21 protein-coding genes are annotated in these 22,775 nt (G+C 63.3%); 10 read left to right on the top strand and 11 right to left on the bottom strand.

Annotated elements, in window-relative coordinates; all coding sequences use genetic code 11:
* Positions 1-77 precede the first annotated feature (77 nt).
* Positions 78-824 (top strand): HNH endonuclease, encoded by a 747-nt coding sequence (locus QMA07_RS15855; protein ID WP_290163637.1) that lies wholly within the window; start codon positions 78-80, stop codon positions 822-824.
* On the opposite strand, the gene dcm is transcribed toward QMA07_RS15855, so the two are convergent.
* The 6 genes from dcm to QMA07_RS15825 all read right to left on the bottom strand — a co-directional run bounded on the left by dcm (position 821) and on the right by QMA07_RS15825 (position 6,315).
* Complete coding sequence (gene dcm, locus QMA07_RS15850; RefSeq protein WP_290163635.1) at positions 821-2,134, bottom strand: DNA (cytosine-5-)-methyltransferase; 1,314 nt, start codon at positions 2,132-2,134, stop codon at positions 821-823. The genes QMA07_RS15855 and dcm overlap by 4 nt on opposite strands.
* Before the next feature lie 150 nt (positions 2,135-2,284).
* Positions 2,285-3,226, bottom strand: coding sequence for a NaeI family type II restriction endonuclease (locus QMA07_RS15845; RefSeq protein WP_290163632.1), 942 nt, complete (start codon positions 3,224-3,226; stop codon positions 2,285-2,287).
* A 125-nt stretch (positions 3,227-3,351) separates the two neighbouring features.
* Positions 3,352-3,570 (bottom strand): helix-turn-helix transcriptional regulator, encoded by a 219-nt coding sequence (locus QMA07_RS15840; protein ID WP_290163629.1) that lies wholly within the window; start codon positions 3,568-3,570, stop codon positions 3,352-3,354.
* 356 nt (positions 3,571-3,926) lie between these two features.
* Positions 3,927-4,691, bottom strand: a complete 765-nt coding sequence (locus QMA07_RS15835) for a HEPN domain-containing protein (protein WP_290163626.1) — start codon at positions 4,689-4,691, stop codon at positions 3,927-3,929.
* Between the two features lie 24 nt (positions 4,692-4,715).
* Positions 4,716-5,909 (bottom strand): DUF262 domain-containing protein, encoded by a 1,194-nt coding sequence (locus QMA07_RS15830; RefSeq protein WP_290163623.1) that lies wholly within the window; start codon positions 5,907-5,909, stop codon positions 4,716-4,718.
* 94 nt (positions 5,910-6,003) lie between these two features.
* Positions 6,004-6,315, bottom strand: a complete 312-nt coding sequence (locus QMA07_RS15825; RefSeq protein ID WP_290163621.1) for a hypothetical protein — start codon at positions 6,313-6,315, stop codon at positions 6,004-6,006.
* Between the two features lie 68 nt (positions 6,316-6,383).
* On the opposite strand from QMA07_RS15825, the gene QMA07_RS15820 reads away from it, so the two are divergent.
* From QMA07_RS15820 to QMA07_RS15800, 5 genes are all read left to right on the top strand, one after another.
* The gene (locus tag QMA07_RS15820; protein ID WP_290163618.1) at positions 6,384-6,647 is read left to right on the top strand and encodes a hypothetical protein; all 264 of its coding nucleotides are present in this window, start codon (positions 6,384-6,386) and stop codon (positions 6,645-6,647) included.
* Between the two features lie 26 nt (positions 6,648-6,673).
* Positions 6,674-6,877 (top strand): hypothetical protein, encoded by a 204-nt coding sequence (locus QMA07_RS15815; protein WP_290163615.1) that lies wholly within the window; start codon positions 6,674-6,676, stop codon positions 6,875-6,877.
* Entirely contained in the window at positions 6,874-7,170 is a 297-nt protein-coding gene (locus QMA07_RS15810) for a hypothetical protein (protein WP_290163613.1), read from the top strand. The genes QMA07_RS15815 and QMA07_RS15810 overlap by 4 nt, the downstream gene beginning before the upstream one ends.
* A gap of 317 nt (positions 7,171-7,487) precedes the next feature.
* The gene (locus QMA07_RS15805) at positions 7,488-10,598 is read left to right on the top strand and encodes a hypothetical protein (RefSeq protein WP_290163610.1); all 3,111 of its coding nucleotides are present in this window, start codon (positions 7,488-7,490) and stop codon (positions 10,596-10,598) included.
* Between the two features lie 523 nt (positions 10,599-11,121).
* On the top strand, positions 11,122-11,805 hold the full coding sequence (locus QMA07_RS15800; RefSeq protein ID WP_290163608.1) for a zinc ribbon domain-containing protein: 684 nt from the start codon (positions 11,122-11,124) through the stop codon (positions 11,803-11,805).
* A 240-nt stretch (positions 11,806-12,045) separates the two neighbouring features.
* On the opposite strand, the gene QMA07_RS15795 is transcribed toward QMA07_RS15800, so the two are convergent.
* Positions 12,046-12,795 carry a ComEC/Rec2 family competence protein gene (locus QMA07_RS15795; RefSeq protein ID WP_290163606.1) on the bottom strand — a complete coding sequence of 250 codons (750 nt, stop codon included), beginning with the start codon at positions 12,793-12,795 and terminating at the stop codon, positions 12,046-12,048.
* Positions 12,796-13,017: 222 nt separating this feature from the next.
* Between QMA07_RS15795 and QMA07_RS15790 the strand changes: the two genes are divergently transcribed.
* From QMA07_RS15790 to QMA07_RS15780, 3 genes are all read left to right on the top strand, one after another.
* Complete coding sequence (locus tag QMA07_RS15790) at positions 13,018-13,473, top strand: DUF805 domain-containing protein (protein WP_290163604.1); 456 nt, start codon at positions 13,018-13,020, stop codon at positions 13,471-13,473.
* A gap of 66 nt (positions 13,474-13,539) precedes the next feature.
* The gene (locus QMA07_RS15785; protein ID WP_290163602.1) at positions 13,540-15,096 is read left to right on the top strand and encodes a cryptochrome/photolyase family protein; all 1,557 of its coding nucleotides are present in this window, start codon (positions 13,540-13,542) and stop codon (positions 15,094-15,096) included.
* Complete coding sequence (locus QMA07_RS15780) at positions 15,089-16,366, top strand: FAD-dependent oxidoreductase (RefSeq protein WP_290163600.1); 1,278 nt, start codon at positions 15,089-15,091, stop codon at positions 16,364-16,366. The genes QMA07_RS15785 and QMA07_RS15780 overlap by 8 nt, the downstream gene beginning before the upstream one ends.
* 131 nt (positions 16,367-16,497) lie before the next feature.
* Here the strand turns inward: QMA07_RS15780 and QMA07_RS15775 are convergent, their stop codons facing one another.
* A complete protein-coding gene (locus tag QMA07_RS15775) occupies positions 16,498-17,139 on the bottom strand; it encodes a hypothetical protein (RefSeq protein WP_290163598.1) in 642 nt (213 codons plus the stop codon).
* A 93-nt stretch (positions 17,140-17,232) separates the two neighbouring features.
* Here QMA07_RS15775 and QMA07_RS15770 point away from each other — a divergent pair, with 93 nt between their 5' ends.
* A complete protein-coding gene (locus QMA07_RS15770) occupies positions 17,233-17,844 on the top strand; it encodes a helix-turn-helix domain-containing protein (RefSeq protein WP_290163595.1) in 612 nt (203 codons plus the stop codon).
* Between the two features lie 230 nt (positions 17,845-18,074).
* On the opposite strand, the gene QMA07_RS15765 is transcribed toward QMA07_RS15770, so the two are convergent.
* From QMA07_RS15765 to QMA07_RS15755, 3 genes are all read right to left on the bottom strand, one after another.
* On the bottom strand, positions 18,075-18,674 hold the full coding sequence (locus QMA07_RS15765; RefSeq protein WP_290163593.1) for a ComEA family DNA-binding protein: 600 nt from the start codon (positions 18,672-18,674) through the stop codon (positions 18,075-18,077).
* Between the two features lie 115 nt (positions 18,675-18,789).
* Entirely contained in the window at positions 18,790-21,366 is a 2,577-nt protein-coding gene (gene leuS, locus QMA07_RS15760) for a leucine--tRNA ligase (RefSeq protein ID WP_290163648.1), read from the bottom strand.
* Positions 21,367-21,399: 33 nt separating this feature from the next.
* Entirely contained in the window at positions 21,400-22,737 is a 1,338-nt protein-coding gene (locus QMA07_RS15755) for an anthranilate synthase component I family protein (RefSeq protein WP_290163591.1), read from the bottom strand.
* Positions 22,738-22,775: the final 38 nt, after the last annotated feature.

Here is a 22,775-nt window from a genome sequence, read left to right as displayed (position 1 = left end):
TGATGAGTGGCTGCTCTGCGATTCAGACGAGCTGATCCCATCGGCTGACCGAGGACCAAGCAGTGGAGAGTGATCGTGTGACTGATGGCCCGCCTGCTAAACGACGTAGTCCAGCATGGTCCCGTGAAGAGATCATCCTGGTCACCGATGTCGTAGCTGCCAATGACTGGCGGGAGCTTCGGACAGAGGACGCAGAGGTGGCGGAGCTCTCCACGCAGCTGCGTGAACTCCCCATTCACCCTGAATCATCGCGCACAGCTGACTTCCGGAGCCCAGGAAGCGTCTCCCGCAAGACCGGCGACATCATGACCGCGCATTCGTCGTACAAGGGCAAGCCGACCAAGGGTGGAAAGTTAACCCGCGAAGTAGTGCGCGAGTTCGAGAATGATACTGGGAGGTTAGCCGCTCAGGCGGCGACAGTCCGCGGCCAGACCACCAGACGCAAGGTCGCGTCCCCGAGCAGCATCGTTGATCCCGACCTTGGCGTGCCTGTGGCCGAGGGTCGAGTTCTTGAAAGAGTCCATCTCGCCCGTGAGCGAGACAGCAGCATCCGGGACGCGAAGATCCGCTCGGTCGCAGCGGCCGGTGAGGCTATTGCATGCGAAGCATGTGGCTTTGACTTCGAAGCCACCTACGGCCAGCGCGGCCTCGGGTACATAGAGGTCCACCACCGCGTACCGCTGCACGTCTCAGGACCGACGGAGACTTTGCTGGACGATCTGGCATTGCTCTGCTCGAACTGTCACCGGATGATCCATCGTGCGACGCCGTGGCTCACTGTCGAGGAACTCACGACGATGGTGGCCGACCGCAGCAGGACCTAGCTGATCCGAGCCCTGCGCTTGTCTTCGGCGTAAGCGGCATGGCGATGGTGGTCGTCTTGCCCGCGGAAGGCGCGCCAGTCACCCAGGCGATACGAAGGCCTGCCCCCGCGGGTCTTGATTTCGATCTCGAAGTCGCGTCCGATGAAGTCAATCCTTCGCTCGATCTCAAGATCAGGCAGTGCACCGCCAAGCGCCTTACGCAGTCCAGCGACGGAGACAAAGTCCCCATGCTCCCGCATGGCTCGATACACCTCGTCATGAAAACGGCCACCCATGCCATGGTCGCTAGCTGGCTCCCCCTCCTTGCGGAGTGCGGCCGCGATCGACTCCCCAATGGCGTGGGCCACGGGCGGCGGGAATGCATTTCCAATCTGGCGGTAAATTGCAGTCTTCCGGCCCTTGCTGGTGCCAAAGTCCCACTCGTAGCCCGGCTTCCCCCAGCCTTGGATTCGGGCCACCATCTCGTTCGTCAGTTTCGGAACGAATTCGCACGGTGTCTCTGCGCTCGGCGCGTCATTAGCGACACCAAGGCCGTCGACACCGAGCTTCGCCCACTCGCGCTTCGCGCGCGTAGGTCCAAGATCCGGCCCCCCGTGCTTCTTGGAGCCGCCGACCACCGTGGGGGCAACGCGGTTCGCGCGCTTCGCCCATCCAGCTGCTCCAGCCCAGCCATTCGCGGCCATGAGCGTCTCTAGTGCGTCCCCCACAGTCTCCACAACAGGGCTCGGTTCGGGCCACCTGAAGTACGGAGCAAACTCCTCGCGCAGGGCTACAAGAATGAAGCGAGGCCTGAGCTGGGGAACGCCGAAGTCCTTGGCTTCCAGCAGCCGCCAGTCTGCCCGGTACCCAAGTTCTGCGAACCGGTCGAGGACTGCCTGCCTGTAGCCAGCGAATCGAGGCATGGACAGACCTCGAACGTTCTCGAGCAGCACTGCGTCGGGCCTCATCTTGCCCGCGGCCTCAACTGCCCAAGCGAACAAGTCGCGCTCATCAGAGGACCCCAGCTGCTTGCCAGCTATCGAGAACGGCGGGCACGGGACGCCACCGGCCAGAAGTGAAACGCCTTGGTGGTCCGCGGGCCTCCAGACCGCCTCGTCCGCAACGTCGCCCACGACTACTACCGGCTCCGGCTGGTTTTCCGCTGTCGCGAGCCGGGTGAGGTTGCGCTTCAGAGTGGCTGCTGCATCGAGGTCGAGCTCGACCGCCAGGGTGTGCCGGAAGCCGGCGCGGTGCAGCCCAAGGCTCTGGCCACCTGCGCCGGCACAGATCTCGACCATGGTCAGCGCGGAAGGGTTCAAGTTCTCATCCATGTTGACCCCATTCTCGCAGGGGCCGCAGACAAGTGAGGCATGAAGGACCTCAACGCGCTGCCAAGAGCGGCGAACACCACCAGGAAGTGCACACACCCACGGTTCTCCGCCGCACGCCGGTCCTGCGCGATCATCAGGATCGCGCACGAACTACTCAGTAGCCCTGCCCTTCTTGTCCTTGACGACTGGGGCTGGCGTCGCGATCAAGTCTTCGGGAAGAGCACGTCGCCAGCGCCGGTCGCCGATGACAGCCCCAGCCTCGCCATCAGCCGGCACCACCTTGACCGAAACGTACTCGTCACGCTGCGGCACGGGGACGCCAAGTTCCCTAGCGATGTCATTGTGGTAGACCCCGGACAGAATTACGTACCCCTCTGGGGCAAGCATCGTCCGTGCACCCCCGCTTCCACCGCGCACTCGGCGTTGGGCATCGAGCTGCTTGCTGACTGTGGCCACGCTGTTGCGGTGGACGATCATCCCTTCTGCCGCGCGGAAGAGTCGTGCAGTCTTCTCCGTGCCGTAAGGGCTGTCAAAGATGTGGTCAACGATCGGCGGGGCGAGTTGGAGCAAGATGTTCGGAGGTAGCTCGGCATCCCGCCACAACCAGTGGATGGATGAACGACCGAACTCGTTGAGGGAGCTCTTCTTGTCTCTGTTCTCTGACTCGCGCCTGGCATCTGAGGTCACTCGTATAAGACCGAGCGACCAGACTGAGCGCTCGTCGTTTCCAGTCGCCACAAGGGCAAGCTCATCGAAGACCTCTGGAGGCAGCATCCAGCCGCCGAGCTTTTGGCTCCACTTCGCGTCTACTTGGTGGCCGGCGATTCGATAATCCGTCTCGTCTCCACCCTCGAACTCGAACTCGCGCTGGGCGTTGATCTCGAACAAGGTGCCGAAGTGTGTCTTCTCGGTCTTCATGAGCTGGTCCCAGCGATACCGACCAGTCTGCTGACCGTTGTAAAGCATGTCGTACGTCTGCCGGATGACTCTGCCCCACATGGTCCCATCAGGATCAAGACGTTTAATCTCGGCCGCCACGTCCTCAAGTGCAGGATCCGGTTTGCTACTGAAAATCTCAAGTAGTTGACTCATATATCCCAAATTTCCTTGACTCGAGGCCCGAGACCACCGGTCTGGGAATGAATGGACGCAATGCTTCGCCTGAAACAATTACGGAGTGCGGCGAAGCGACTGCTTACCAATACCCCATCCCAGACCTACTTGCAAATCCCCAGCAGCGACCGAGCATCCACGCCCAGCTGCTCCGCAAGCGCATCCACCGAGTCCAGCGTCAAGTTCCGCTCGCCGCGCTCGACGCCGGCGAGGTAGCGGGGTGTCACCCCAAGCTGCTCGGCCAGCGCCTCCTGTGTCAACCCGCGGGCGCGACGTATCTCGCGCACCCGCGCACCGAGGATTGACTTGAGGGAATTCGCCACACATCAAGGCTTCCGACAGGAAGCCATCAGTTCCAGGTACTTATCGCTTCCTATTGTCGTTCGGCACCGAACAGCCACGTCCCGAAGCTCTGCTCGCAAACCAGGGAAAGTCCATCGATGTGAGCACGAGATGACCACCGCGATCGCCGCCCACTGAGTCGACCGCGCCTGGTCACTCTCGTGCAGTGGGTTGGCGACCAGCGGAAGAACTAGTTCAAGAGCTCGATAACACCCTCGGCCCATGCGCCACGACCATTAGTTTGCGCAGCATTGCGTTGGCTTCGCCATCGGAAGCCTGGCTATCCGCATGTCTACGCTATCGGTGCCCTCATCGCTAGTCGCCGACACACGGCTACTTATCGTGGGATACGAGCGAGTTCAACGAGAGTGCTCGACAAAGCTCGCAAGAACGCAGTCGAGGTAAGGACCTGGTCTGGATCGGGAAAAGTTGTATTACTCGTTGGGTGAGCAATCCCGTTACGATCTTGCATCATCTTCTCGAGACGTTGCTGCGCTTGCTTCGTGCAGTCACCATCCGATGCTGTCCCAATAATCAACTTCATGCTTGCTTGTTTCCCAATTTCGGGCCAGATTGAATTTATATTCACCCGCTTGAATATGTCAGAGAGCACCTTCTGGCCCATATTGGCATCGGTAATGGTGAGAACAGAAGACTCAATAATCACCGTTGACGCTTCCTCAGGTGCTCGCAAGGAGTCACTAAGTGCAATCAGTAATTGAGCTGCAGTAGCCGGAGTGTGGTTGAACTTATGGGGAGTCTTGACTATCTCGATCGTGCGGGCCAGAAGCTCTGTGCGCATGCCATCCGGTAAGGACTCATACTTGTCTGCTGACGACGCGAGCTCATCCCCGATGGCAGCGACAAGCTCGCGTACGAAAAATTCGAATCTCCCGCAAATATATAGCAGGATCGACCCCGCAAGAACCGGGAGATCAGTACGAACGTCGGCCGCAGATTCGTGAAGGCTCTTAGCCGCCTTCCACGACGGACGTTCTTCCTCTATTTCCGCTGGGATCCGCTCGGCTGCAAACTCTCGAAAATCCTTGATCAGCTGTAAAAGGTGCTCCGCACGATCAAGATCCGAATGAAAGCTGTACACCATAGAAGTATCTATGACCACGTTCTAACCTTCAGCCGAGAGGATTCGTGAGGCTAATTCGACTCGTTCATGAACTGCACCGATCGTATTCCCCCGCCCAACCAGGATCTCGTAAGATTTCGGGTCAGCTAGGGCGTCCGACAAAGCCGCTTTTATGGCGTTTCTGTTCCAAATTGAGTCTTGAAATGACTTTCGACTACCGGCAATCATCAGAGCATCATAAAGTGGCCGACTGAGACGACCATCATTCTTCAGCCTGAAGACAGCGGGACCGAAGATGTCTCGGAGACTATCAAGCGTGGTTGTGAACAACTGTTCCAATTGGGTGATCTTTTCGTCACTCAATGAAGCATTTTTTTTCATGAAATGGTCGAGAATAAGCCGGAGCGATCCCTTTCTGTCGTGATCAACAGCATCCCGCAGGGCAAAGAAACGCAACACTAGTTCGGCATCGGCAAGAGTGGAGAATAGCGCATTTTTAAGCAATGCTTCAGACGGATCCTCTTCCTCCCCCTGAACGTACGGCGGAATACCCCAAGTATCAGTGAACGAATCAGACCTTGCTAGTCGAATCAGCATCGCATTGATGGTGCCTGGATACAGAGCGTTGCGCAATTCCTGTGGATTCAAACGTATTCCGCCGGTATTAAGACGATCAAACAAGACACGACGAACATCGAGGTCGTCACTTCCGGAGTTTTGACTCTCGGCGAGAAGCACTACCGCGGGAAGGCTGCGCCGGAGCAGACCTTTTTGGATCACTGGCGGAAGATCAAGGAATCGACATCGATTCAGTTCTGGCCAGTACTCAAGTCCGGAGAGTGCGTAATCATTGGATAGAAAAGAGCTAATCGCGTCGAGCCGCTGCCTACCATCTATGACCTCGTACTCGTTATAGTCCTTCTCAAACAAGAAAATCGGCGGTACTGGGATGTTTAGAAGGAGAGATTCAATGAGAAGAGACTTCTTTTTTCTTGGCCAACGAAGTCTTCTCTGGTACGTCGGAGATATGTCAATAAGTTCCCGACCAGGCCGAAGTGCATGCTGGAGGTAGTCAAGTTGGTAGTCCTTCGCCTCCCGGACTACCCGAAGCTGACTCTGGGCGTACTTCAACGCGGGGTCCGTTACAACCTCGGCCGACTCCTCAGGAGCGTCATCCTCCTGCTCGAACCATTCGTCAACCTCTGTGCCGTCAACAGTGCTCCCAGAATCAGTCATGTCATGAATCTACTGTCATCTTTCAGCATTCGGCCAGCGGATGCTCGACACAGAGCCAACGTTGCCGCTGACTTTCACCTCTGTTGAGCATCACTCACCCCACCAGCTCCACCGCGTTACCCCAGACCCAGCAGCGGTAGGTCTTCTCGGCGATGACGAACTCGATACCGACGGCGGTTTCGGTGCTTCGTACCAGCAGGGCGTTGACCCGCGCATGCTGAGGTCCGAACCTGACCCAGGCTCTGACACGCTGCGGCCTCGGGTAGACAGTCAGCGGTTGCTTGTCCAGGTCGAGCTCCCGGTCGCTCAGAGTTTGCAATGGGCCGGCAGTCTTGGCGTAGCGCTCGAGCTGGCGCTCTTCAGCACGCAGGTCGTAGTGCTCTGCCAATCTCTTGCTTGTCCCCATGCCGGCTCCTCTCTCCGGCCTACATAGAGGGTAGCAAGACTCGAACAAGTGTTCTATTCTCTTAACCCATGGACACTATCTCTGTCGAACACCAGATGACCCTGTGGATGGTCAACGACGTGCCCGCGCGGATGGTCTACGCAGACAAGCGCTGGCTGATCACTGACACACCGACGCGCCTAAGGCATTCGGTATGGACGGCTCCAGCGGAGTCGAGTCTCGGGCTATACGGCTGGCGGTTCCAGGGCACCGATGACAATGGCCTGTCGCTGATCTTCGACGTCTACAAGGCCGAGGACGGCTGGCATGTGCACAAGGCGTACGACTACTGAGGCCAGATAGCTCGTAGAGTCGGTGCATGGAGTACGACGAGCTCGACGGCCCGGAGGGCGTCCCCGTCCGCGTGCCCACCAGCGATGACTACCGCACATGCTCCGAGTGTGGCGGCGACTGCTATCCGGACCCCAGCATCACCGTCGAGGGGCAGGGTGCTCGCATTGCGTTCGTCTGCTCCGAGCACGGCGTGCAGAGCGTCGTTGATCCATTTGAGGAGCAGCGATGATCGGTGAGCTGTTCACGATCAACAGAGACAACATCGTTCGTGCAGCGATTGCAGAAGTCACGAAAGACCTGGCGTCGGATGCGCCCGTGGAGGCCACCGCACGTCCACATGAGAACGGGATCGATGCATCGATCCTGGTCACCAGCAGCGACGGCGACGCATACGAGATCGTCGTTAGGGAAAGCACGATAGCTGACTGCCTTCAAGACGAAGACAGCCGGGCCGTTGCCCAGGACCTGGTGGACCAGCTGGCCGCTGAGATCAGGCATTTCGTTGATGAGGTGCTGGAGTAGCTATATCAGCCGGCCATGGAACAACAAGTGGGCCCGGCTTGACTACTCGTTAAGAACACATCCCGTGACCACGGTTTGTCGCGGAGATGGGAGTGATTTCTCATGTCCGAAACGACATCGGCAATATTTCGGCAGATAGCTCGTCGAATCACCGAGGCCCATGACAGCTCGGTTCATCTCCTCGCTTCGTCTGAGAGGATCAAGCCGTGAGCCTTACGAGCGAGTTAAAAGATGCGGGATCACCGATACGGGCGTATCTTGACGGGGTCTCCCCCAGCTTGGCCCTCACTCGTGGCAACACTCAAGCTTCGCGCTCGATGGCTGCCACGTTGGGAATGGTCGAGCTCACTACGAGCGAACTGATTACGCCGCTGCCGTTGGGCGTCGATGCCACGCGGTCCGGGACGGCATTCGACATCCGTACCCGCATCGCACTGGGCGGCTTCGACGTGGGGACGTCAGCATCAGCAGCCGGGGTTGCCGAGCTACCGCACTACATAGACAAGATGGACAACGGGGTGCACCGGGCCAGGATCCTGACCGAAGCATTCCAGGTCGCTGAAGAGTTGCTCGCTTCGCCGTCGGATGAAGCCGACCTTGACCGAGCCTCGATTCTGTTGGCACACTGCGAGCAGATTTATCGTGCCGGCCCGATGGCATTAGACGGGGATTTCGGCATCGCGTGCGACGACGCAGACGACGGCCTCTCGTTCGCTGCCGCACTTGACCCACGGGCACTCACGGATATTCGCTCGTTGCTCGTGGCAAACACAAGACAGATCAACTCGTGGCGCGATCAGATTGCCGAAGGAGAGCGTTTCGAGCCGAACCCCTGGTTTAGCGGCGGAATGCTGCTCGGCGGCGCTGACGGAGACTGGCTCATCGGCGATACCTTGATCGACTGCAAGGTGTACGCGGAGCTGAGCACCCCTACACTGCGCGGTTTTCTGCGCCAGCTGCTCGGCTACGTCATGCTCGATCTCGACGACGCACTGTCCGTCCGCAGCGTTGGCGTGTGGCTCCCCCGGCAGGGGTTGATGCCGACCTGGAGCCTCGAGCACCTGCTCGGCGGAGACCCGGATGAGTTGCTGCCGACGTTGCGCGAAGGCTTTGTGAACGCGACCAGGCGGAACCAGGTGGCGGTGCACGTGCCGGTCTCAGAACACCGGAAGCTGCAGCTTCTCGCGGACAATCGCAACACCCCTCATGCGATGCTGCTGGCTTTAGCACTCGGCGATGATGCCGGCCTCCGGTTCTTCGTCGGACGCAACGTCTCAACGCCAGAGAACACTCTTCACACGCTGGCAGCTGACCGCTACGCGCGGGTGCGTAGTGGTGTCGCGATGAACCCTATGACGCCGGTCGAGATGCTGGAGGCCTTCGCTCAGGACACGAGCTTGATGGTGCGCCGTGCCGCTGCAGCGAATCTTGGTACGCCACGGCACCGGAATCAAACGTCGATTGCCAGCATTGAAGGGGGGCAGCCAGTGGAGGCCGCAGCAATCGGCACCTCTGCAGCCACGCAGGATCTGGTGCTCCTTGACTCACCGCTTTCAGCTGTGCCGGCCGCGCGTGCTGTGGAGATTCGGCAGGATCGCGATCCGGACGCTGAGGATTACGGACTGCTGGATCAGTTGATCCATCTTCTTCTCGGTGGATCTCTTGGATGGGATGACGGTCTCCCCATTCCACGGGCAAGCCGCGATTGGGCATACATGACAGAACGAAGGAGAGATCTTCCCGAGCGGTTGAAAGCCGGATTGCCAGATGAATTGAAGAGCACGCTGATGCAGGAAGACCAGCCATCGCACATCCGGCGAATCATCGCGCACAGCCTGCCCATTGCAAATCCGGACGTCCGCGAGAAACTCTTCGCCGACGGCGACGCTGAGATCCGCTGGTCTGCTCTCCAACGATCCGCATCCTTCCCCGACGATTCCATGGGCGATTTCCTGAGCGAACTGGCCAGCTCGAGAACTGCTCGTTTGGCATTTCGCACGCAAGGTATTCCGAACCATAATCGTTGGCGCACGCCTAACGAGTACAACGTGCAGATGTTGAGGACCATCGCGACGCATCCGTCGACGCCCCCGGCTGAACTCAAGTTACTGATCCAGGAGAAGTCCCCGGAAGTAATGACAGCTCTGGCAGAGAATCCGCAGCTCGACGAAGAAGCGGCGCATCTCTTAGCGGAGAAGATCCTGTTGATGAGATCCGCCGAATCGCGGGAATGGTTTGCCGCATCAGAGCTCGTATCCGACGCCGTGCTGGATCGTCTCGCCCAGGACCGTTCGGTTGACGTTCGTCTTGCAGTGGCTGAGAACAACACTGCCCCGACCACGGCGCTTCAGCTGCTCGCCGAAGACAAGGCTTTCGAGGTTCGTGTGGCGGTGCTCGCCAACGAGAGCACACCCGGGGACCTCGCGACCGCCGTTGCGACGTCGTTGCTAACCACGGCCGCGGACATTGAGCTTCATGAAGTACTACGAGCAGGCACGAGACGAGGAGGCCTTGGGCTTCCCCCGGCTCTCTTCGAAGATGCATTGGATCGACTGTCCAAGAGCCGTGTGCAGGACCCAAATCTCCGCCTGGTCGCCGCCGGGAACTGGCGGACCAGTAGCAAGACACTGGCCCGCCTGGCCAAGAGCGGGGACAACGAGGTTCGCCGAACTGTAGCGGAAAACTCGCACACATCAGCGGGAGTCCTGGAGCTGCTGGCACAGGATGATGAGGCCGAGGTCCGCAAGAGCGCTGCGCGTAACCCAAACCTTCCGGAAGACGCGCTCAACGCACTGTTCCTCGACCCGGACCTTGATGTCCGCATCGCTGCCTTCCGCAATCCGGTCGCCGATACCGCTGAGGACACGGAGCCGGCACAAGCCGCGGCCGAGGTGGAGCTCGCTCCGGAATCGACTCCTCTCACGGTGGCCGATCTGCACGAGATGGCGGCCAACAAGCGCGCCGAGGTTCGTGTGCAAGTCGCATACAGCCCAAAGGCGACGCCCGACATTCTTGCGTTCCTGGGAGGTGAGCGCCGAAGTAAGCAGGTCAGGCGGGCCGTAGCCGCGAACCCCAATACACCGCCATCCGTCTTGCGATCACTAGCCAATGAGAACGACGCCGAGACACGGCAAGCGGTTGCGTTCAACGGCGCGACATCGATCGAGGTTCTGGCGGACCTCGCAGGTCGCAGTCGCGATATGGCGCTTCTGGTGGCGTTGAACCCTGATGTCCCGAGTCAGATTCTTGATGCTCTGGTTGAGGACCGCGACCCGTTGATCAAGTTCGTCGCTGAAGCGATGCTGCTTGAGAAAGCATCAATCGATCAGGGGGTGAGAGCGGTATCGACAACCGTCAACGACGATGAGGAGATTCATCCGACCTCCCGCCTGTTGGGCGGAGGCGATTCACCACAGAATCTCGAATAGCCACTCATCACTTCCAGGAACTTATCACTTCCACTAAGGTGAACGTGAATAGTTCGAGGCGAGAGGCAGCGACCTGATGCAGATGCCCCGCCCCGTTGAGCACCCTCAAGGTGCGTCCACCGCGACCGAGCAAATCACTGTCCAGTTAGATCGGCTAAGCGGAGCGGCGCTCAACGTTCTGCGATCAGGCGGCACCAGCGAAACAGACGCGGTGCGCGCGGCGATCACTGATGCAGCCGAGAGGCTTCCGACTCCAGCTCTACACAAGCGCCCCACCCTCATCGCAGACGCCGAGTACGCCGAGCGGCTCGCAGCCCTTGCAGCCAGCGCTCCCCCGCTGACCGAGTACCAGCGATATGTGCTCACGGCGGCGCTTGTCGATGGTGATTCTGCGTGGCTCAGCGAGGAGCAATGGCTGGCGATGCGAAGCGCTGGTCATACAGACTTCCGCGACGCTCGAGACTCGGAGAATTGTGCTTCGGTTTCGCAAGACGTCGAGCCACCCATAAGCCAGACTTGATGCGTGAGCAATGATGTGGGCGCTGCTACAGGCAAGCGGGGGCGACCGCCCCGCTACCTACTCAGCTCGATCGCGGTGTGCGGCGTCTGTGGCGCTCGCACCAGGGTCGGCTCCCAAAACGCTAGCTCGCAGTCCGCCCAGGGCAAAGAGCTGCCCCATCGATACCGTGTCTACGAGTGCGCTGGCTCCCCCGGCGCGACTGGGTTCCACGTATCGATACGCCAGGAGTATCTCGACGAGATCGTGACGGACGCAGTGCTGGCCCGGGTCGCCGACATGGACTTCCAGACACCCCGCGCGCTGGCTGAGGACGAAGACGGTACGGAGCGTCGAGCACTGCGCCTTGAGATCAAGGCGGACTACATCTGGCTTGAGAAAGTGCATGAAGCGGCCGAACAACGCGCTCAACCCGAGCTTCTCGAGGCTCAGGAGAAGATCGTGTTCCCGAAGATCGAAGCAGCTTTGGACCGGATCGACATCCTGGAGAATCTCGACCCCCTCGTGCGCCGGCTCAGAAGAGCACAGTCTGCACTGAGCATCTGGACGAGCATGTCAGTCGGCCAGCAGAGGCATGTTGTCAGCACGCTGGTGATCCCTCGGATCGATCCCGTCGGCGCTGACGCACGCGGCCAGCGTGGCCCAAATGCCGATCGAGTCAAGCTCATCTGGCGAACCCACGCGGAGTAAATACGCAGGTCAGTGTGACAATCGGCGGCAGGCTGCTCAGGCTCCCATCTGGCAACGTTGCTGCGACCCATATGGCGACATTTGCACGAGGGCACCCATGTCGGATTCCAACGTTGGTTCAAAACCCTCTATTTTGGGACGAAAACGCGCTCTGAACTTTTAAAGGTGGGTGAAATCGGCTATTGTAAGGTGGGTCGCGAAATCAGGTTTGACCTGGGATTATGCGTCATGTGACGATAATCAGGGACTTGGCGATCGGTGCCGAAAGTCCAGACCGGAGACGGCCGTCAAATGACTCAGCCCGCTGGTGCGCATGTCGTCGTTCAGCTCGGTCGACACTGCGCGGGTGTCGCCGACCGCGAGGCCAGGGAGCAGGCCGGCTCCCGGTTCGGGAAGGCGTGTGGACCGCTCGATGAAGGCGCTCCGGGCATCGGCCGCCACCGCGAACGCGCCCGACGCCGCAACCTCGACCGACGCGGTGCTCGCGAACACCATGAGCGCCGCCCTCTCCCCCGGATCCGTCGCCGCTGCCTCGCCCGTCACCCTGATCGTCGCACCGAGATCGAACCCGTTAGCCGGGTCGATCCCGACCCGCACCGGCGCCGATGCCGACCGCACCGACCCCGGAGAGCCGATGCCCGTGAGCTGCACCTCCATCCACAGCCGCCCGTCCCGACCCACCGATGCCGACGACGCGACCTCCCCCGTCGCCTCGACCACGCGCCCGTCCCACGACGCCGCACTATCGCGACCGGGCATCGCGACCATGACAGTGATCGACACCGCCGCCACAGCTGCGAGCACGACGAGCACCACGCCCGCCGCCGATGCTTGGACGACAGAGCGCCGCAGCATCGCCGCCAGCACCACGGCCGCCCCGACGACCCCGGCGAGCACGCACCACCCCGCCGTGTTGGGCGCGAACACGCCGAGCAGCGCGACCACCCATACCGCCCCGGCGATGGGAAGAAGACGCAGATCGCGCCTCACCCGCACACGCCGTCACGGATGATGACGGAGGGCCGGGATCGAACGCCGATGCCGTACACGAGTGCATGCATCAGACGAACCTAAGGGTGACCGCAGCCACCTCTCGGACTCAGACCCACCGCCGGTGGACATGCATCAGCGGTCTCGTGATGTGCAGAGACAGAGAGCGCCGTCGTGACCCCGCACCGTGCGCCGACATACGTTCATGGATAGGTTCCTGGTATGACGACGACACAGATCGCCCTCAGTGATCCTCTCTACGGGGCCTCGTTCCCGCAAGCCGTCTCGCGTTTCTTCCGCAAGTACGCGACGTTCAGCGGTCGGGCCAGCCGGAGCGAGTACTGGTGGTGGGTGCTGGCGAACGTACTCGCCGCCGTGGCCTTCAATCTCGTCGGATCACTGACCGACCCACAGTGGACGACTCGCCCCATCGACGTGTTCTCGCCGTTCGCGTCCGGCGGTGCGTTCCCGCTGGCGAGCCCGGTCGGCGCGGCGTTCCTCATCTACGCAACCGCAATCCTCATCCCCGCACTTGCCCTGACATGGCGGAGACTCCATGACACTGATCGCAGCGGCGCGTGGTTCTTCATCGTCTTCGTCCCGATTGTCGGCGCCATCGCGCTCCTCGTATTCACCCTGCTGAGCGCACGCCCCGCCGGTGCTCGCTTCGACGAGTAGGACGACGTCAGCGACGAAGCGGCATCACCAGCGCCCGTCCACGGGATCCCGTCGTACGCTGGTGCCATGGAGCGGACGCTGCGCACTCTCGTGATCGTGCTCGGCGACCAGCTCGACCTCGAGGCCAGCGCGTTCGACGGATTCGATCCGCTTCGCGATGCGGTGTGGATGGCCGAGGTCGCCGAAGAATCCACTCATGTCTGGAGCAGCAAACCGAGGACCGCCCTGTTCCTGTCGGCCATGCGCCATTGTGCCACCGAGATGCGCGCCGCCGGACGCACGGTCCACTACACGTCGCTCGATGACGCGGACAACCGCGGCACGCTCGCCGATCAGCTCACCGCCGACCTCGCGAGGCTCGCCCCGACATCGCTTCTGATGACCGCCCCTGGCGACTGGCGGGTGCTCGAGTCCTTGCGACAAGTGGCAGCACATGCCGACATCCCTCTCGAGATCCGCGAGGACCGCCACTTCTTCTGCACAGTGCGGGAGTTCGCCGCTCACATGAACGAGCGCAGCACACTGCGGATGGAGTACTTCTACCGAGAGCAACGTCAGCGATTCGGGATCCTCATGACGGCGGATGGGAAGCCCGAAGGTGGTGCGTGGAACTTCGACGCCGACAACCGCAAGGCTTTTCCCGCACAGGGGCCCGGGCTGGTGCCACCGAGAGCCATGTTCGAACCGGATGAGGTGACTCGAGACGTTCTCGCGCTCGTCGCCGAACGCTTCGCCGACCACCCCGGTCGCCTCGATACGTTCGCGTGGCCCGTCACCCGCTCGCAGGCGCTCGAAGCACTTGCGCTGTTCATCGAGGAGCGCCTGCCTCAGTTCGGAGACTCGCAAGACGCCATGTGGCCGGGTGAGCCCTGGCTGTGGCACGCGCATCTGTCTGCCGCCATGAACCTGAAGCTCCTCGACCCGCGTGAGGTGGTCGCCGCGGCAGAGGCCGCCTACCGCGACGGGCATGCACCGCTGACATCCACCGAGGGTTTCGTCCGCCAGATTCTCGGGTGGCGAGAGTACGTCCGCGGAATCTATTGGACCCAGATGCCGGGATATGCCGATCGCAACGCATTGGACGCGCACGAGCCGCTCCCGGACTGGTACTGGACGGGCGACACGTCGATGGCGTGCATGGCCGACGCGATCGGTGCCACGCTGGAGAACGGTTATGCCCACCACATCCAGCGGCTGATGGTGACGGGCCTGTACGCCCTGCTTCTCGGTATCGAGCCGGCGCAAGTGCACGCCTGGTACCTGGCGGTCTATGTCGACGCCGTCGAGTGGGTCGAGCTGCCCAACACCCTGGGCATGAGCCAGTTCGCCGACGGTGGCCTGATGGGGAGCAAGCCCTATGCGGCATCCGGTGCGTACATCGCACGCATGAGCCCGCACTGTCGCACCTGCCGATTCGACCCGAAGAAACGAGTCGGAGCAGATGCCTGCCCGATCACCACTCTCTATTGGGACTTTCTGATGCGCCACGAAAAGACTCTCGCCGCGAACCCGCGCATGGCCCTGCAAGTGCGCAATGTCGATCGGATCGACGACGAGGAACGCGCGGCGATCGGCCGACGCGCGGCGGCGATCCGCCGCGGAGAGGTTGTTGCGAATGCATGACGTGATCGTGATCGGCGCCGGACTCGCGGGTCTCCGCTGCGCCGGGTTACTCGCCGCACATGGGCTCGACGTCGTCGTCCTCGAGGCCGCGGATGCCGTCGGAGGACGTCAGCGCACCGACATCGTCGACGGCTTCCGGCTGGATCGCGGCTTCCAGGTGCTCAACCCGGCCTACCCGGCACTCCGCCGCAGCGTCGATCTCGACGCGCTCGCGCTGGGGAGCTTCCCGGTCGGTGTGCGTGTGCGCACGCGGGATGGGATGGCCGAACTGCGGCATCCCCTGCGGCACCCGCTGTCGATCGGCGCGTCGCTGAGCAGCGGTCTGGTGAGCGGTCGGGATGCCGTAGCGCTCGCGCGCTGGGCCGCGCCGGCTCTGGTGCGTCCGCTCTCGCGTCTCGCCCGGAACGATGTCAGCATGCGCGAAGGCTGGGATGCCGCGGGGCTCCGCGGCCCGCTCCGCACCGCCGTCCTCGAGCCGTTCCTCGCCGGGGTCCTGGCGGAGAGGCGCGGCGAGACGTCGAACGCCTTCGCCCGGCTGCTCGTGCGGTACTTCGCTCTCGGCCGCCCCGGCCTGCCCGCGCAAGGGATCGCTGCGGTCCCGGAGCAGCTCGCCGCGCACGCACGCGCGGCGGGCGCTGACATCCGTCTCGGTGCCGGCGCGGAACGGATTTCGGCGCACGGAGACGGCATCCGGGTGGACCTGACCGACGGCGACTCCGTCCGCGCAGCTCGCGTGGTCGTCGCGGTCGGCCCCGGCGATGTCGCCGGTCTCACCGGGCTGCCCCTGCCGGTGACGAACGGCCTGCAGACATGGTGGTTCGCCGCCGCGGAACCACCGACCAGGTCCGCGTTGCTCACCGTCGACGGACGCGACAGCCGCGGCCCCGTCGTGAACACCGTCGTGATGACGCACACCGTGCCCTCGTATGCCCCGGCCGGCCGGCATCTCATCGCCGCGACATGTCTGCTGCCGCGCGACGGTGAACCCGCCGAAGAGAACGAAGTCCGACGCCACCTGGGCGAGATCTGGGATGCAGACATCAGCGCGTGGGAGGTGCTACGGCGCGACGACATCGAAGACGCACTCCCGGCCCAACCGGCGCCCCTCGGTGCACCACGATCGCCGCGCTACGCCGAGCGGATGTACGTCGTCGGCGACCATCGAGACACCGCGTCCATTCAAGGAGCCATCGCATCCGGCGAACGTGCCGCGCGCGCGATCCTCGCTGATTCGGGATCTTCGAGGATCGACGCACCGATCAGCCTCTGAAGTCGTTCGCGCCCGCAGAGCGCAGCGTGCTCCTTCGTCGGGCAGTTCGCCTCCGTCGCTGTCGTACGTTGTCTTTCTCTCGGCGGCGCATCGGAGAGCGGGTCATCACGGTGCTTCCTTTCGCGGGTGTGTCAGCTGGCGAGTTCATCGATCCAGCTCGATCGCATCCGCAGGGCCCGCTCCGTGCTGCCGACGACAGCCACGAGCCCGATGAGCAGATTCACGTGGAGTGGGAGCCGGATGGGCGACGTGAAGGTGCCGATCGAATCCGCGATCGGGGGAATCTGCGAGAGTGCCTCGATGATCTGGGGCACCTCGACGGAGAGGCCGACGACGACGAACAGAACGGAGAAGAGGCCGATCACTCGGCTCACGCCGGGATGCCGCTGGTGCAGGCGGGCGCGACGCCCTTCGGCCGATCGCGGATCTGGTGACAGCTGCTGTTCCTTACCGTCTGCTCGCACGTAGTGGCATCGCTTGAGCCCGAAGCCGGTGATCGCCACCTCGATGTGGCCGCCTGGCACCGCGAAGCGGGTGGGCATCTTCGCGTAGGACCGCAGCGCTCCGTCGACGTAGAGGCGGGCGCGAACCTCGCCGTCAGTCGCATCGCCCGCGTGGCGGACGTCGACGGAATAGATCGACGTCCTGCCGTCTTCCGATGTCAACGTGATCGAGCGCAACGACCGACTGAACATCTGCCACCAGCGATAGCGTCGCAGCGGCTCGCCGGATCCTGCATGGACGCGACGGTTGCGCCAGTTCGCGATTCCCATTCTTAGATCCGCCCTTCCGATTAGTACAGCGTGATAGTGACGAGGGGCTAAGCTAGCACACTGTGATAGACAGGTGTCACACGGAGGGCGAACATGGACGTCGAATCGAAGGAACCGGGAACCCGCTCGAAGATTCTCATCGCCGCGGCGACGATGCTCGGAGAGAACCCCACCGCGCGGTTGAGCGTGAGGGCTGTGGCCGCCCGCGCCCAGGTGAGCACCGGCTCCCTGCGCCACTTCTTCCCCACCCAGCAGGAGCTCATAGAGACGGTGATCGCGTCGATGTACGACCTGGAGATTCCCGACGATCCGATCAATGATCACTCCCTGACCCCGGAACAGCGCCTCATCGCGTGCCTGCAGCTGCTCCTCTTCCACGTGGGGGTGGGCGACCGCGCCCGCCAGCAATGGGCCGCCCTCTACGAGGCGTATGTGGCCACGGTCCCCTCCGAGGATGAGGCCGCTACCTATCTCGCCCTCGATCGCATGGGTCGCCACCGCATCGAGCAGTGGCTGAGCGCTCTGGTCGAGGAAGGCGCGATCCCTGCGGGAGGGATCGAGGCGCGAGCCCGGTTTCTCTCGACAGTGACGACCGGGATCATGACAGAACGCGCACTGCCTTCCGAGACGGTGCGCATCGACTCCGAGAATGAGACTCTGCGTCTCGCAGTCCGCGCGGTCACAGGCGGATGGACCGCCGCATGAGTTCCCTGCTCCACGCAGGCTGCGGTGCAGGTCGCTCCGCCGCCCTTCATCGCCCTTGTCATCGACCGGCGGATCGCGAACGATGAGATGACCGCCCGGGCACGACGGCGGCGCTGGTCCGCTCGACATGCACTCGCCTCGGTGACCTGCTGGAGGATGCCGATAGCCCGCGGGGGACAGCTCATCCCCCTGCCCGAGCGCAGGTGTCATCGGACAGAGACGGTCTTGCCTCACACCCTCACACCGTGACGGATGCCGGCGAGCAGCTTTTCCCCGATGCCCGGCACGGCGAGAAGGTCGTCGACCGAGGCGAATCGCCCGTTCTCCTCCCGCCAGGTGATGATGCGCTGCGCGAGCGCAGGCCCGATCCGCGGGAGGCTCTCGAGAGCTGCCTGATCCGCCGTATTGAGATCGAGTCGGTCATCGCCCGGAGTCGTCGCTCCGGCCTCTGCGGCCGCTGCCCCGATCACCGGAACGATGATCTGCTCACCATCCGAGAGCACCCGGGCGAGGTTGATGGCGGTCAGGTCTGCATCGTCCGTCGTTCCGCCGGCAGCAGCCACCGCATCGACCAGCCGCGAATCGAGGTCGAGGACGTAGAGCCCGGGACTCGCCACGGCTCCGAGCACATGGACGTACAACTCGCCCGACGTGCCTGCGACTCTGCCGTCACCTGTCGGCAGCGGCACTGATTCCGTGGGTGCCGCCTGACCCCGCATCAGCCCGAGCCCGACGGCGGCGGAGAGCACGACCAGCGCCAGCACGATGGCCGCTCCCACACCCAGTCTCAGCCGGCGTGGGGCTGTCGACGCAGGCGGGGACTCGGGCATCCGACAACGCTATGCGGCCCGCCGAGAGCACTAAGACGTCCGGCCGCCCCACGGGGAGAATCCCTGTGGGGCGACCGGATGTGCAGAGCAGCTGGATCGCCGGCGTAGTCGACGCTCAGCCCTTGACGACGATGCTGACGATCTTCGGAGCGCGGACGACGACCTTGACGATCTCGCGGTCGCCGATCGAGCGGATGACGCGCTCGTCGGCGCGGGCCAGTGCCTCGAGCTCGACCTCGCCGATGCGCGCCGGGACCTCGAGCTGAGCGCGGACCTTGCCGCCCACCTGCACGACGGCGGTCACCGTGTCTTCGACGAGCAGAGCCGGATCGGCTGATCGCCACGTCACGAGTCCGACGGAGGGCTCGTGACCGAGGATCTCCCACATCTCCTCCGCGGTGTGGGGGGCGATCAGGTCGAGCATCACCGCGACCGTCTCGGCGGCCTCGCGGACCGCCGGATCAGCCGCACCGGGAGCGCCGTCGATGGTCTTTCGAGCGACGTTCACCAACTCCATGAGACGAGCGACGAGGACGTTGAACTTCGTCTGTTCGACGAGGGACGGAGCATCGGCGAGAAGCTTGTGCGTGGCACGGCGCAGCGTGGCATCGCCACCGGCGAACACGACGTCGACGGGGGAAGACACCTCGCGGGCGACCCGCAGTGCGCGCGCCAGGAACTTCTGGGCACCCGTGGTCGAGACATCTGCCCAGTCCTTGTCGTCTTCCACCGGGCCGGCGAAGGCGAGGCCGACACGCAGGGCGTCGGCACCGTAGGCGTCGAGCTCCTCCTCGAACAGCACGAGGTTTCCCTTGCTCTTCGACATCTTCGCGCCGTCGAGCAGGACCATGCCCTGGTTGATCAGGTTGGAGAACGGCTCGGTGAAATCGATGAGCCCCATGTCGAACAGCACCTTGGTGATGAAGCGCGCATAGAGCAGGTGCAGGATCGCGTGCTCGACGCCGCCGATGTACGAATCGACCGGCGACCAACGTGCGGCCTGAGCAGGGTCGAACGCCACTGTGTCGCTGTTCGGCGAGAGGAAGCGCAGGAAGTACCACGAGCTGTCGACGAACGTGTCCATCGTGTCGGGGTCGCGCAGCACCGGGTCGCCGCTGGCGGCATCGACCGTGCGCACCCAGCTCTCCGCCGCACCGAGCGGGGACGATCCCTTGGGCTTCAGGTCGAGCCCCTCGACGCTGGGCAGCTGCACGGGCAGCTGGTCCTCGGGCACCGGGATGATCCGACCGTCCTCGGCGTGCAGCATCGGGATCGGCGTACCCCAGAAGCGCTGACGGGAGATCAGCCAGTCGCGAAGTCGATAGTTCTTCGCAGCGCGACCGGTGCCGGAGGCCTCGAGCTGCTCGATCGCGCGGGCGATCGCGTTGCGCTTCGACAGCCCGTTGAGGGGGCCGGAGTTGATCATCCGTCCCTCGCCGGTCAGAGCGATACCCGTGGATGCGGGGTTCTGCTCATCGAGTGCTGCGCCGGTGTCGATCGGCACGCCCTCATCGTCGACCTCAATGACGGGCATGGCGCCGGTGATCGGCGCCGTCGTGTCGACGACGACCTTGACCGGCAGGTCGAAGGCGCGCGCGAAGTCGAGGTCGCGCTGATCGTGCGCGGGCACGGCCATCACTGCTCCGTGGCCGTAGTCGGCCAGCACGTAGTCCGCGGCCCAGACAGGCAGCTTCTCGCCGCTGACCGGGTTGATCGCATACCGCTCGAGGAAGACGCCGGTCTTCGGTCGATCCGTCGCCTGACGGTCGACATCGGTGGTCTTCTGCACATCGGCCAGATACTTCTGGAAGCGCTCGCGCACCTCGGCAGGAGCATCCGCTGCCAGCTCAGACGCCAGGTCGGAATCGGGAGCCACCACGAAGAAGGTCGCCCCGTGCAGCGTGTCCGGACGCGTCGAGAACACCGTTACCGGCTCGTCGCGTCCCTCGATGCGGAAGTCGACGTCCGCGCCGATCGAGCGGCCGATCCAGTTGCGCTGCATCTGCAGCACCTTGTGCGGCCAGAAGCCCTCGAGCTGGTTCAGGTCATCGAGCAGTCGGTCGGCGTAGTCCGTGATCTTGAAGTACCACTGGGTCAGCTTCTTCTTCACGACCTCCGCGCCGCAGCGGTCGCAGCGCCCGTCGACGACCTGCTCGTTCGCGAGCACCGTCTGATCGTTGGGGCACCAGTTCACGGCGCTCTTCTTGCGATAGGCCAGGCCGCGCTCGTGCAGCTTCAGGAACAGCCACTGGTTCCAGCGGTAGTACTCGGGGTCGGACGTGTGCAGTACTCGCGACCAGTCGAAGGAGACGCCGTAGTTCTGGAACGCCTGCTTCTGCTGCGCGATGTTCTGGTAGGTCCACTCCCGGGGGTCGGCACCCTGACGGATCGCGGCGTTCTCGGCGGGCAGCCCGAACGAGTCCCAGCCGATCGGGTTGAGCACGTTGTGCCCGCGGTGACGCCAGAAGCGAGCCACGATGTCGGAGTAGAGGTAGTTCTCGGCGTGCCCCATGTGCAGGTCGCCGGAGGGGTACGGGAACATCGCCAGCACGTAGCGGCGAGGCCGCTTGTCGTCGTCGCCGCCGGTGAGGAACGTCTCGTTCTCCGCCCAGTACTTCTGCCACTTGGCCTGGATAGCGTGCGCCGAGGAGGTCTCCTCGTCGACGGGAGAGGTGGACAGGTTCTCAGACAACGAACGCACGACCAATCTGAAGGGAAAAGGGGATCAGTTCAGGATATCGGAAGCCCAGGCCGCGGGCACTTCCGCACCGAGCGCCGCAAGAGGTGCATGCGCCTTCGTCGCGACCTCCGCGACCTCGGAAGCGGCCATCGATCGCCAGGTGATTCCCCCGCCCGCCCCGACGACCGCTTCCGCACCGTCGATCACGATGCTGCGGATGACCATCGCGAGGTCGAGCGACCCTTCTTCTCCGATGTATCCGAAGCATCCGGAGTAGATCCCGCGGGGCCCGCCCTCCAACGCGTGCAGGCGTGTCATCGCCGAGAGCTTCGGGGCACCGGTCATGCTGCCCGCGGGGAATGCGGCATCGAAGAGCGCGCCGGCCGTCGTGCCGGGAGACGCCGTGCCGCTGACCGTGCTGACGAGCTGGTGCACCGCCGGATAGGTCTCCACCGCCCACAGCGCGTCGACGCGGATCGACCCGGGTTCGCAGACCCGCGACAAGTCGTTGCGCATCAGATCGACGATCATGACGTTCTCGGCGCGCTCCTTCGCATCGGCGGCGAGCTCGGAGGCGAGTACGGCGTCGTGCGCGGCATCAGCGCCTCGCGGTCGCGTCCCCTTGATCGGGCGTGTGCGGATGACTCCGCCTCCTGCGTGGAGGAACTGCTCAGGGCTCGCGCTGAGCAGAGAACGGCCACCGATGCGGATGAACCCGCCATGATGCGCCGGCGTGGCCGAGCGGAGTCGTCGATACACGGCGACGCCGTCATGCACCCCGGGAACGGTGAAGCGCGTGGTGAGGCAGAGCTGGTAGGCGATCCCGGCACGGATCAGCTCACGGCAGCGCTCGATGAGTGCGGCATACTCGGTCGGCGTGTGCCGCGCCTCGACGCGCCTCGTCGCGGCCTCTGTCAGGGCCGGTCCGTCATCCGGCATCGTCGTCGCCGCGACACGGGTGACGAGAGCCTCCCAATCGTCGAGGTCTGCCTCGGCCGCCGCCACCCAGACGGCGCCGGTCGCGTGGTCGAACGCGGCCAGTCGAGAGATCCGCAACCAGGCTCCGCCCGGCACCTCGGCCGCATCCGCCGCCGGAACTCCCGCGGCTCGGGCGCCACTCTCGTAGTCGTACCAGCCGACCCATCCGCCCCGCAGCGGCGGAACCCCGTCCGTGGCAGCACCCACCGAACCTCCGGCTGCGTCGAGTCGAACCTCGCCGGGGAACGAGGACGGAACGCCGGTTCCGATGAAACTCCATCCCTCGGGCGCATCGGCCCCCGCGTCGAGCCAGAACAGATCGGAGTGCTCCCGTTCGAGCGCGAGGAAGAGCGCTTCGGGCGCCACCCGGTCGAGGATGACGCGGGTGCTCAGAGGTTCGGGCACGTTCTCAGCCTAGGCCGCGAGGAGTCCCGTATTCTCAA

The organism is Microbacterium sp. APC 3901, assembly GCF_030407765.1.
Classification (GTDB): Bacteria; Actinomycetota; Actinomycetes; order Actinomycetales; family Microbacteriaceae; genus Microbacterium.
The sequence above is the reverse complement of the archived record's forward strand: the minus strand, read 5'-3'. Positions and strand labels throughout refer to the sequence as shown.

Bases quoted from the DNA above. Each gene is read 5' to 3' on its own strand.
- dcm (WP_290163635.1), bottom strand. From the start codon at position 2,134: ATGGATGAGAACTTGAACCCTTCCGCGCTGACCATGGTCGAGATCTGT.
- QMA07_RS15845 (WP_290163632.1), bottom strand. From the start codon at position 3,226: ATGAGTCAACTACTTGAGATTTTCAGTAGCAAACCGGATCCTGCACTT.
- QMA07_RS15830 (WP_290163623.1), bottom strand. From the start codon at position 5,909: ATGACTGATTCTGGGAGCACTGTTGACGGCACAGAGGTTGACGAATGG.
- QMA07_RS15825 (WP_290163621.1), bottom strand. From the start codon at position 6,315: ATGGGGACAAGCAAGAGATTGGCAGAGCACTACGACCTGCGTGCTGAA.
- QMA07_RS15820 (WP_290163618.1), top strand. From the start codon at position 6,384: ATGGACACTATCTCTGTCGAACACCAGATGACCCTGTGGATGGTCAAC.
- QMA07_RS15815 (WP_290163615.1), top strand. From the start codon at position 6,674: ATGGAGTACGACGAGCTCGACGGCCCGGAGGGCGTCCCCGTCCGCGTG.
- QMA07_RS15810 (WP_290163613.1), top strand. From the start codon at position 6,874: ATGATCGGTGAGCTGTTCACGATCAACAGAGACAACATCGTTCGTGCA.
- QMA07_RS15805 (WP_290163610.1), top strand. From the start codon at position 7,488: ATGGCTGCCACGTTGGGAATGGTCGAGCTCACTACGAGCGAACTGATT.
- QMA07_RS15790 (WP_290163604.1), top strand. From the start codon at position 13,018: ATGACGACGACACAGATCGCCCTCAGTGATCCTCTCTACGGGGCCTCG.
- QMA07_RS15785 (WP_290163602.1), top strand. From the start codon at position 13,540: ATGGAGCGGACGCTGCGCACTCTCGTGATCGTGCTCGGCGACCAGCTC.
- QMA07_RS15780 (WP_290163600.1), top strand. From the start codon at position 15,089: ATGCATGACGTGATCGTGATCGGCGCCGGACTCGCGGGTCTCCGCTGC.
- QMA07_RS15775 (WP_290163598.1), bottom strand. From the start codon at position 17,139: ATGGGAATCGCGAACTGGCGCAACCGTCGCGTCCATGCAGGATCCGGC.
- QMA07_RS15770 (WP_290163595.1), top strand. From the start codon at position 17,233: ATGGACGTCGAATCGAAGGAACCGGGAACCCGCTCGAAGATTCTCATC.
- QMA07_RS15765 (WP_290163593.1), bottom strand. From the start codon at position 18,674: ATGCCCGAGTCCCCGCCTGCGTCGACAGCCCCACGCCGGCTGAGACTG.